The sequence below is a fragment of the Bacteroides fluxus YIT 12057 genome (assembly GCF_000195635.1).
Classification (GTDB): domain Bacteria; phylum Bacteroidota; class Bacteroidia; order Bacteroidales; family Bacteroidaceae; genus Bacteroides; species Bacteroides fluxus.
Map to the genome: position 1 here is coordinate 77,221 of NZ_GL882625.1, position 11,382 is coordinate 88,602.

The 11,382-nt window shown below is 45.4% G+C and carries 9 protein-coding genes; all 9 read right to left on the reverse strand.

What is annotated here, in order from left to right; all coding sequences use genetic code 11:
- Position 1: 1 nt before the first annotated feature.
- The 9 genes from pdxA to HMPREF9446_RS07270 all read right to left on the reverse strand — a co-directional run bounded on the left by pdxA (position 2) and on the right by HMPREF9446_RS07270 (position 10,985).
- The gene (pdxA, locus tag HMPREF9446_RS07230) at positions 2 to 1,099 is read right to left on the reverse strand and encodes a 4-hydroxythreonine-4-phosphate dehydrogenase PdxA (protein WP_009124914.1); all 1,098 of its coding nucleotides are present in this window, start codon (positions 1,097 to 1,099) and stop codon (positions 2 to 4) included.
- A 1-nt stretch (position 1,100) separates the two neighbouring features.
- A complete protein-coding gene (locus HMPREF9446_RS07235) occupies positions 1,101 to 2,159 on the reverse strand; it encodes a DUF4837 family protein (RefSeq protein WP_009124915.1) in 1,059 nt (352 codons plus the stop codon).
- A gap of 68 nt (positions 2,160 to 2,227) precedes the next feature.
- Positions 2,228 to 3,268, reverse strand: a complete 1,041-nt coding sequence (gene rlmN / locus HMPREF9446_RS07240) for a 23S rRNA (adenine(2503)-C(2))-methyltransferase RlmN (protein ID WP_009124916.1) — start codon at positions 3,266 to 3,268, stop codon at positions 2,228 to 2,230.
- Between the two features lie 214 nt (positions 3,269 to 3,482).
- A complete protein-coding gene (locus tag HMPREF9446_RS07245) occupies positions 3,483 to 5,621 on the reverse strand; it encodes a SurA N-terminal domain-containing protein (RefSeq protein ID WP_009124918.1) in 2,139 nt (712 codons plus the stop codon).
- A 122-nt stretch (positions 5,622 to 5,743) separates the two neighbouring features.
- On the reverse strand, positions 5,744 to 7,000 hold the full coding sequence (locus tag HMPREF9446_RS07250) for a hemolysin family protein (RefSeq protein WP_009124919.1): 1,257 nt from the start codon (positions 6,998 to 7,000) through the stop codon (positions 5,744 to 5,746).
- A gap of 4 nt (positions 7,001 to 7,004) precedes the next feature.
- Complete coding sequence (gene lptC / locus HMPREF9446_RS07255; protein ID WP_009124920.1) at positions 7,005 to 7,631, reverse strand: LPS export ABC transporter periplasmic protein LptC; 627 nt, start codon at positions 7,629 to 7,631, stop codon at positions 7,005 to 7,007.
- Between the two features lie 4 nt (positions 7,632 to 7,635).
- Positions 7,636 to 8,958, reverse strand: coding sequence for a hypothetical protein (locus HMPREF9446_RS07260; RefSeq protein ID WP_009124921.1), 1,323 nt, complete (start codon positions 8,956 to 8,958; stop codon positions 7,636 to 7,638).
- Between the two features lie 46 nt (positions 8,959 to 9,004).
- Positions 9,005 to 10,267, reverse strand: coding sequence for a hypothetical protein (locus tag HMPREF9446_RS07265; RefSeq protein ID WP_009124922.1), 1,263 nt, complete (start codon positions 10,265 to 10,267; stop codon positions 9,005 to 9,007).
- Positions 10,254 to 10,985 carry a type III pantothenate kinase gene (locus tag HMPREF9446_RS07270; protein WP_009124923.1) on the reverse strand — a complete coding sequence of 244 codons (732 nt, stop codon included), beginning with the start codon at positions 10,983 to 10,985 and terminating at the stop codon, positions 10,254 to 10,256. The genes HMPREF9446_RS07265 and HMPREF9446_RS07270 overlap by 14 nt, the downstream gene beginning before the upstream one ends.
- Positions 10,986 to 11,382 lie beyond the last annotated feature (397 nt).

An 11,382-nucleotide genomic window follows, 5' to 3' on the forward strand; every position in this document is an offset into this window, starting at 1 on the left:
ACTATAAATCCTCTTCTACGCTATCAAGCTTCAATTTATCGCTGTCGTCACGCCTTTCGTAATATTGTTTGCGCAAAGGGTTGGCATGGGCCGCCTTATCACGCTGACGGTTACGGAACACGTCGATGGCAACATAAACTGCCTGACGGAAAGAATCTTCCGCAGCCATCCCCTTTCCTGCGATGTCATACGCCGTGCCATGGGCAGGTGAAGTACGCACCACAGGAAGTCCTGCCGTATAATTCACCCCTTCATCCATAGCCAAAGCCTTGAACGGAGCCAGCCCCTGGTCATGGTACATAGCCAATACACCGTCAAAATGGGTAAAGTTTCCCGAACCCATAAAGCCGTCCGCCGCATAAGGTCCATAGCAAAGCATTCCTTTAGCCGCCATTTCCGTCAAGGCGGGAATGATGATTTCCTGTTCCTCCGTTCCAAGCAATCCTTCGTCTCCGGCATGCGGGTTCAGAGAAAGGACGGCAATACGCGGAGCGCCAATGCCAAAGTCCTGCTTCAAAGAACGGTTGAAGATAGTCAGTTTTTCCTGTATCAACTCCTTGGTAAGAGCCGATGCAATCTGGCTGACAGGAATGTGTCCGGTTACCAACGCCACCCGGAAGTCATCTTTCATCAGAATCATCAAGGCTTTTCTGCCGTCTCCCAATTTCTGTTCGATATATTCCGTATGGCCGGGAAAGGAAAACTCCTCCGACTGGATGGTGTGCTTGTTGATAGGAGCCGTGACAATGACATCTATCAATCCTTCCCGATACTCCTCAATGGCTTTTTCCAATGCCCCGAACGCGGCCTTTCCCGCTTCCGGGTCTGGCTTGGAGAACTCCACCTTTACTTCATCATCCGTACAGTTAACTACGCTCAGACGGTTGTTCACCGCCTCCGAAGCAGAATTTACAATGCTGAAATTAGTAGGCAGGTCAAGGGATTTACGATGATATGCAGCCACTTTAGGCGAACCGTATATAATAGGTGTACATAATTCGAGCATCACAGGATCTGCAAATGTTTTCAGAATCACTTCATAGCCCACCCCGTTGATGTCGCCTTGTGTAATGCCGACTCTTATTTTATTGTCTTCCATCTTATTTTTTATTATTAGTAGAATCTTTAGCGGCTACGTTCACCGGAATCTCCGCCCCTTCTTGCTTGCCGTCAGGCAACTTCAAGGTATAAAGCGAAGCCTCCATCTGACGAACCAGATTACGTTTCATTTTATCAGGTGAATAAATAAATATTTCGGATACGATAATGCGTTGGTTTGCCTTGTCCAGACGTGTATGAGACACATACGGGCCGCCCATGAAGTCCCCCTTTATACGCCACAGGCCGCGAGCCTCCAGAGCATACTCCCCTTGCACGCTGATGGGGTGCACATCGGTCATCAAGGAATCGGTCATCATATACATGCCTTCCCTTGCACCCGGAATATTGGCTTTCATCACAGAATCACGCTTATGGACAAAATATTCCTTGGTAAATGTATCCTTGTCTGTATAGGGATAAGAATAGATAACAAAGTTCTGGTCTCCGGTAGCGGCGTTCGTTCCTGCCCAGAAGAAATCTTTGCCCTCCTTTGTGGAAGTCAGTTCACCCGGTACCCAAACATCACAATCGAACATGCTCTTCACTTTAGTAGCTATATAATCGCTGTGCTTGTCTTTCAGCACGGCAATCTGCCGATTCATCTCCGCATGGGTAAAGAAGTCTATGATCACCTGTTTGTTCTCCTCTACAAACTTTTCAAAAGAAGCTTCGTCCGGTGCCTGAATATTCAGGATGGACTGCGGAGCGGCATATACATCTTTCGCATACTTGAATTTAGGCTGTGTATAGAGATCTTTGTTTATATCGACAATAATGATATTGCGGATCAGCTTCAACGTTGCATCATAATTAGCGGGAGACGTGTACATTATACGGAATGAACGTTCAGACTGAGGAAGCCCCGGCACATCAGAATCGAGCACATCAAACAAGGCCCTGCCGGCAGGACGTTCCCACACATCGGGGGCAACCACCACCAGAAGTTCGTACGCACGACCACTTGAAGTCGGAGTAAACACTCCCTTTTTGCCATTGCCGCACGAGGTAAAAAGTGCCAGCACGAGAGCCATACTTAAATAAAACAGGTGCTTTTTCATATCTCTATATTTTTAGTTTTCACAAAGCTACGAAGAATGCGTATATCCTCCATGCTAAAGTTAATAATTTATATTAATTCTTGTTTATTCTCCTCCTGTTTAGCCGTGGAAAGCATACCGCATGCGGCAAATATGTCCTCACCGCGAGAGGCACGTATGGTCGTGAACAAACCGTGCGAAGTAAGATAATCGCGCAAAGTGGTCATCGTTTCCATATCCGCTCCTTCCAAACCTACGCCCGGTATGGCATGAAAACGGATCAAGTTGATCCGGCAGTCCAAGCCGCGCAGCAGTTTCAACAATTCTTTGGCATAGAGCAGGGAATCGTTCACGCCTTTAAAGACAATATATTCAAAAGACAGTCTGCGCTGTTTGCTAAAATCATAGTTTCTCAGCAATTCTACAATTTCCGTTATGGAGAAAGCCTTCTCGGCAGGCATCAGTTCCCGGCGTTGAAGGGGGACCGGAGTATGGAGGCTGACAGCAAGATGGCAATCGGACTCTTCAATGAAGCGCTGTAGCCCTTTCCGCAAGCCTACGGAAGAAAGGGTAATACGCTTGGGACTCCATGAATAGCCATAAGAAGCGGTCATTATTTCCAACGCTTTCAAAACCTCATCCAGATTATCTAAAGGCTCTCCCATTCCCATCATCACTACATTGGTCAGCTTGTCGCGTTCCGGCAACGAGCTGATCTGGTTGATAATCTGGTTGGCGGTCAGATTGGCTGTAAAGCCTTGTTTGCCGGTCATACAAAACTTGCAGTTCATTTTACAACCTACCTGGGAAGAGACACAGAGCGTGGCACGGTCTTCATCCGGAATATAGACTGCCTCCACGAAATGCCCCTCACCCGCCTGATAGAGATATTTCACCGTACCGTCTATAGAGCGCATGGCATCTACAGGAGCCGCAGCCCCTACTTCATAGGCATCTTTCAAATATTCACGGTGTTTCAATGACAAATTGGTCATCTCGTCGATGGAAGTCACTTTCTTGTCATAGAGCCATGAGGCAATCTGCCTGGCAGCAAAACCGGGCATCCCCAGATTCTTTACCACAGACTGCAATTCGGAAAGCGTCAAGCCTAAAAGAGGTTGTTTCTGCATATTCTAAAAGTTTTTTAACCGCGCAAAGCACGAAATTAGCAATAAAAGAATGAGAGAATGAAAGAATGAAAACAGTCATCATCATTTATTTATGCAAAGGTAAAAATAAAGTAGCACAAAGGCAATGCCACGGCCGGAAAATGAAATGTCCGGACAATGAAAAAGCCGTCCGGTGTTGCCGGACGGCTTTTCTTTCTTTTACATATTCCTATTCTTAGAAGAACAAGTAACGTTTGTCTTTTACATCGGCTTTCAGATAGAGGTCACTCATGAACTGATTTGCCATACGAGCATGCATAGCAGCCAATGTGGTTTCCTCTGTCTCCTGGTTGAATGTTTCGTTCAGCTTTTCCTTTGCATAAGGTTGAAGGACAAATACACCACCGTTACCCTTGATCGGAGCGCTCAGCTTATTCAGTTCGGCAACAGAAGCGTAAGCGCTTACCAACGGCTCGCTGGTGCGCAAAGCCGGAACATATGCAGGAGCGGCAAAAGTGACGTGCTTCACAGAGTCACTCACTGCATTTGCCATATTCTTATACTGCTCGAATGAAGTTGCATTGGCAGCTTTCATGTCAGCCATAATCTTCTCGGCTTTCTTGTCGCGGAGAATCTCAAATCTCAGCTGGTCTTTAACCAAAGCCAACGGACGATAACCTTCCGGAACGATGCTTGCCACGCCGACAACCAACATACGGTCGCTTTCGCCACATTCATACAATCCAGAAACTTCACCGGCTTTTGCCTCAAACGCCCATTTCAACGCATCTTTCGTACCTCTTACACCCCCTATTCCGTGTTCAGAGCTATACAGGTCTGTCTTATCCAAAAGTCTATAACCTGCATCTTCCGCATTGGCAGCCATTTTTTCCAACGTGTTGTTGGCAGCGATGAACTGGCTGAAGTCATTGTATGCCTTGCTGTAAGTTTCCTTGCTGAATTCAACAGGACGTTTTACAACAGCCACTTTGTATTTATCCTTGGTTGCCTTCTTGCCAGTAACCTGCAGGATCACATTGGCCTGTCCCAGAGCCAGATTAGTCAATTCATTCTGTGCCAGCGTGGTAATGGTAGTAATATACTTCAAGTTATCACCGTCAATCTGTGCACCTTCGTAATTGGCAGAAGAAATCCAGGTAGGTTCACCTGTCTGGCCATATTTTTTGGCCACTTCCGCAAAATCAGCGCCATCCTTGATTGCGTTGTAGATACTGTCCGCCAAAGATTTAGTCTTGGCAGCGTCTTCAGCCACCACTTGAATCTGGCGGAACTCGATAGAGTCGGGCAATGTAGCGGAAGCCAGTTTCTTGAAAGAATTGATCGTATTGTCGGTTACATTGTAATAAGGGCCATATACGCCACCTACCGATACGGAATCCAGACGGGCTGCGACATCAGCGGGCAGAGACTTTGCAGTATAATACAGATCCACATAAGGAACAGTAGAGCCTGTAGAACGGACGAAAGTCGTATAGTCGGCAGGAGTACCGGCCAGCTGAGCCGTATATTCTTCCATTTCCTTCTGGATAGCAGCCTTGTCTTCCGGGCTTGCAGTTACCTGTACATCGATAAACTTGATGTTACGGGTCTCCACGTATTGTCTGAACTGTTCTTTCTTCTTGTCGTATGCAGCCTTCAAGTCACTATCCGTAACAGTAATCGTAGAATCGACAATAGAAGTATAAGGAATGGCAGCCAACAGCAGGTCTGACTGATCCACTCTTCCGTCAAAAGCATCCTGTGCCTCTACCGGATTGGAGAACAAAGACTTGGTAATCAAAGCCTGGTATTTCTCTTGCAGACGTGCCTGTACAAGTGACTTTTCAATAAACGACCAGAATTTATACATGGATTCGTAGTATTCCGCATATTGAGAAGGCATCTGAGCCTTATTCATCTTAGAATAATCTACAAGGAACTTCTTCAACATATCTTTGTCAAAAGCACCGGTCTGCGGGTTACGGAACGGAGTCTGCTGCAACATCGGATGCACACCGGCATCAATGATGGCCTGGAGTTCAGCTTTAGACACTGTCAATCCCAGTTTCTTCGCTTCCTTTTCAACCAGCTTGTTTTCTACATATCTTCTCCATACTTCGTCTTTGATCTGGTTGGTCTGCTCGTCGCTTAATGCGTTCATGCCGCTGGAGAATTTTATAACTTCTGTATATTCTTCTACCATTGCCTGATAATCTTGAGCGGAAACAGTCTCCCCGTTCACTTCACCTACGTCTTGTGACTGGTGTGGCTGAAGCACTTTCCACGCGTCACCTGCGATGAAAGCAAACAGCGCCAAACCAATAACAATCACCAATAAAGGTCCTTTCGACCGAATGTTTTGTAATGTTGCCATTTTAGTTAATACGATTTATTTGTTTATTATTATTTTCTTTTCATGTTCATTTTAGCGCACGAAGATACAAAAAATGCTAATACGCATCTATTTATTCTCTAAAAAATTACGTCCAAACAGAATTATTCAACGACTTTCAAGCGTACCAGCTCTATTTTGGTAGCCGTCACCTTAATTATTTTGAACTGATAGCCGCCTACCGCAATCACCTCGTGTAATTTCGGAAAACTCTGATAGCGGTTTAAGATCAACCCGCCCACTGTCAGATAGTCGTCCGATTCCGGCAAGTCCAGACCGAACGTTTCATTCACCTTTTCTATCTCCAAACGGGCCGAAAGCACATATTCATGCTCCCCGATCTGCTTGCAGATATAGGATGTATTGTCGTGCTCGTCCTCAATGTCTCCGAAGATTTCCTCCACCAGATCTTCCAGCGAGACAATGCCCGACGTACCGCCAAACTCATCCACCACGACAGCAATCGTTTTCTTCTGCTGCATAAACAGTTTCATCAACTTATGCGCAGCCATTGTCTCGGGGACAATGGGGACTTCCTTTACATTATTCCGCCAATCATCCGGATTACGGAACATCTCGGAAGAGTGGATATACCCCACTACATTATCTATGTTTCCGTCAAATACAATTATCTTGGAGATTCCGGACTCCACAAACAGATTCCGCAAGTCCTCCAAGGAGGTGGTCAAATCGACCGCAACCACCTCCGTACGGGGTACGATGCAATCACGTATCTTAATATTCGAAAAGTCAAGGGCATTCTGAAAAATCTTCACTTCAGCATCCAATTCCTCCTCGCTGTCGGCATTCTCGATGCTCGACTGGATGAAATAATCCAAATCAACCTTACCGAAGGCTTTGGCAGAATCCTCCTTATTTATCTTCATGCCGAATATCCGCAAAAAGAGATAAGACAAACCGGAAGCGAACTTCGATATGGGGAATAGAATGACGTAACAGATGAACAAAAAGACCGCGCATACCCTCAGCATCAGGTTAGGGTTAATCTTGAACAACGTCTTCGGCAAGAATTCACCGGTTACCAAGATAATCAGAGTAGAAATGACAGTTTGTACCAATACCATCACAAAATGATTGGAAATCACCCCCGCCAACAAGTTGGCCTCAATGATTTGGGCCATGAGAATACCGTAAATGACCAGTGCAATATTGTTTCCCACCAGCATAGTGGAAATAAAGTTGTTGGGATTACGGAAGAAATAGGTCAAAATGCCCGATGTCACACCGGGCTTCCGTTCCATTTCAAAGCGTAACTTATCCACAGAAACAAAAGCAATCTCCATACCGGAAAAGAAGGCGGAGAAAGCCATGGTTATCAACAAATAGATGATGGTATCCATAATATCAATTGACGGTATCAGTTCTCAGGGTGTCAGCAGCAGTGGCTTCTTCATCGACATAGAAGATGCCTTCCGGCTGGCGGATAGTATAAACGGTCATTTGCTGGTTGGACTCAAAGCCGCGCCCCGTTATGATACGGTCCGGCTGTTCTATGCGTATAAACTGGTCCGAATAGACCTTCTGCTTTCTTTGATCCCAATACAGCAAATCCGTATTGAAGCGTTCGCCTTTCAGATTCTTTACATCAACATTGCCCATCAGCTTCCACAATTCTTCCTTGTTGTAAAAATAGGCCGTATCTGCCTTGATACTTGCTTCCACTTGGAACAACGAATCAAACTTCTCCAGATAGACCCCCTTCTCAAACGCCCAATAAGGAGGATTCTTACGGTCAAAGACCAGCCATTCCTCCGTATTGATGCGATAGCGGGTTATTCCCGAATCGGAAATCAATGTGGTCACTCCACGGGTGTCCATCACAGGCAAGGAGTCACGTTCGGTGATAGCAGCGCCCAGGTCTTTTTTCCGTCCCGAACAAGAAGAAAATAAAAGAAGCATAACCATTGCCCCAAGGACAATGGTTATGCTCGTATTTCTATGATAAACAACGTTAATGGGTTGTAGCGACATAGTTTTATCTAATGGTTGTAGATTCACCGATCCAACCGCCGATAGTGATACGGTCTCCTGCCTTGTAACCTAACATGAAGAGGTCCTTGGCTTGGGGAGTATGGCGCGCGTAAGTAGAAATCAGTTCATTCGCTCTGTCCGTTACACTCGGATCTACAGATTTCGCACGTTGCAACTTGTCGATGACAACAAAGTAAGTACACTTATTCAAAGCAGGCTCGTCACTCCAGTTAGGGTTCGATCCGTACATCTGGGCCAACAGGATATAAGGGTCACCATAACTTTCGTTGAAGCTGATAGCCTTCTGGCAGTAGCTTCTTGCCTGCGACAATTTCTTAGCCTGCATCAAGGCGGCAGCAGCAGCGTAAGCAATCTCAGCTTTCTTGACATTGTCTGTTTCCTTAGCCAAAGACTCGTCGAAGAATTTCACCGCATTGTCAAAATCGCCTTTCTTATAATACATGGCTGCCACACCTACCGCAGCATCGGCGGTCGGGTTGATGTTATACAAATATTCAGATGCCTTGAAATAGGCTTCGTTCTCATTACACTTCATCATTTTCAAGATGGCAACAGCCTTTTTCAAGAATACAGAGTCTGTCTTATTCTCTTCTACTTTCGGGCCATAGATATTCTGCAATGATTCACAATCGGCAACACCACTGTTGATGAACATAGCTACCAGGTTGTCTTTAATAGCCTGCAGGTTTTTCTTCTTCGCTTCCTTTGTTTCAGCGGCAATCGCATCATCCGCATACTTGGAAGCATCAATATAATCTTGGAAGAACTGATCCGTATGGTTCGTGTCAGCTTTAACCTTCTGCATAGATACATCTAAGAAAAAGTGAAGTACGGCACCGTCGGATTCACCCTTTGCGCCATCTACAGACTCTTTCAACCAGGCATAAGCTTGGTTAAGATCCGGAGCCGGGGCATATTGCAAATAATCCACCGCCTTTGTACCCAATGCAGATGCCGGGCTGGGTATTCCTGTCTTGTATTTCTTGGAAAACTCAGGAAGATATTGAATCTTCTGGTCATGTACGCTCATCAATTCGTCAAAAAGCTTCTTATACTCCGCTGAGTTACGATCCTTGTTTTGTTTCATCAAACCGATCAGAATCTTCTGGGCATCCGTAAAAGTATAATACCTCAACGTAGGACAATCCTTCAGTACGGCCATACACGGAGCATAAGCATCTTTAAAATTGCCTGCTCTTACGGCTTCGTGCGAGATACTACTATTAGCATTACAATCACTCTGTGCGAAAGTAGTGGTTACTCCACCCGAAAGGAGTAAAACAGCCACAAGCGTCTTAATTTTCATTGTATTTAAATTTTAGTTGTTATATTTTTCTGTCTATTCGTTATCATCAATCGACTTTACGTTTGAAGAACCAACGTTCATTGAAGGTTACTCCAACACAGATACGCAGTGTATTCTCGTTCAAGAACGCCGCCTGTTTCCCCTGTGTCCTTACGTATTGCGCCGAAAGGCTCAAGACCGAACGGGTTCTCGGTATCGGCAAGCCGAATCCGGCTGTCAGGCCATACTCATCGGCGGCACGCTCACCGTGTATCTTATAGTAAGGCTTAGAATAATAGGCTCCCAAACGATATTTTACATGTGAAAGATAGCTTCTGCCCATCGGGTTGGGAAGGAACTCCGCACCAACCGCTATTTTTCCACGTTTACACAGCGCATCTTTCTGATTCATGAAAGTAGTCTTGTCCCAATTCTGAAACATGACATCAGCCCCCACCGTCAAACGGTCATCATATACATACGTCACTCCTATACCCAGCGTGGTAGGCAGTCCCGTAGTAATCACAGAATCCCGGGTACTGACAGTAGCTCCCGTTGTTGTATTTCCCGTCTGGTCCTGCACATAAGCATCATTGCTCAGGTTATGTCCCGGAGAGAAGACAACCCCTAAAGTAGCTGCATGTTTCTTCCCGAACTGATGTGTATATTGCGCCCCGATATCAAGTTTATAACTCTTGATTGCCACATTAAAGGCTCTCGTAAAAGGCATAATCGACGCGTCAGACGGAAAACTTTCATACGTAGTCTGCGTTATATCTCCCCAAAGATAAGAAAAGTTTGCGCCAATGGAAAGATTTTTAATTATTTTAAATCCTGCCCCTAAATAAAGTTGATGCAGACCGCCATCACCGGAATAGGATACGACACTCGAGCTGGAGGGGACATCGGGGTTTTCCGTTGTCTTTCCCAAGTTATATCCCACATTCGAATAGGGTAACAATCCTAAACTGATAGCCGCCCATTTACTCGCACGGAACTGCATAGTTATATAATCGAAACTCGAATTTTTGGCATTCAGTTTTACCGTACCGTTACTGAAATTCGTATTCTGCAAAGAAATGCCGCCATCAAAGATGAAAGTCAATGAATCCACCGCTGTATAGGACGCCGGATTGACGAAATTGGTTTGATACTTGTCCCGCAACCCATAGGCTATACCACCCATAGCCTTGCTATTACCCGAACCTTGGTCAGCCAACTGTCCATATCCATATCGTGTATAGGGAGAATTTGTATTATTTTGAGCGACTGCCACTCCTGATAATATCGTGAGCAAGAGCACCAAAAGTGTTTGTCTATATCCTATCATTATTATAGTTTAAAATTCGATTTAATCCTTTCAACACTAAAAATCTGTCTGCAAAGATGATACTTTTTAAGTTTGTATCAAAAGAAAAATCATCGCCGCCCGTTAAAAAAACCAAAAGTTCAGGATATTTATGCTTAAGAGCCATAATGTAACCTGAAATTTCATATTCGATGCCTTTCAACACTCCAGACCGGATGGCTGTTTCGCTATCTTTTCCCATCGGAAGCAGACGCCCTTCGGCAGAAACGGACGGAAGCCTTCCGGTAAACTGATGAAGCGCCTTAAAGCGCATCTGCAAACCGGGAGAGATGTTTCCGCCATGATAACGTCCCATGGCATCAATGAACTCGTAGGTAATACAAGTGCCCGCGTCAATCACCAGCAAATCCCTACCGGGAAATTGTTCATTAGCCCCCACCACAGCCGCCATACGGTCATACCCCAACGTCCGGGGAGTTTCATAAAGATTCTCTACCGGCAACGGGGTCTTCTCGTCCAGCCAAAGCAGAGGGACAGGCAGCGAGGCCAGCTGCGCCAGAGCCTGTTCACTCAAATCAATGACAGTAGCCACAATAGCCTTGTCGCAGGAATACCTGCGGCAAACTTCAAGCAGGTGTTCCAAACCGGCATTGGAATCATAAACGACTTCCACAATGCCCGTATCTGCAAACACTGCAATCTTGGCAACGGTATTTCCTATATCCACTATAAGGTTCACTGCTTTGCATACTTTTTTAGCGGCGCAAAGTTACAATTTTATTTCAGATAACAGAACATGATGCAAAGACATTCTTACCGCCTTTTAGCCATTCGTTCCAAATACAGAATAACATACTACCTATCAAGCACTTAGGATCGCACAAAAAACATCATCTTTCTTGCGCCACTTTTTGGACACGCTTTGCGCCATAGTTTCGCATTGCAGCACAGCACTTTACAAAAGTTTTGCGCCACCCCTTGCGCCACCAAACGGACACAACATAACTAATAAGAAGATAAGATATACTATCCGTATATCTAAGGGGAAAGATTTTGAAAAGAACAGGCGAAAGCCCAGAAAGAATGGAGAAGCAACGAAACGGATGATGCGTTAGCGCCAAACAGATGATGCGTTA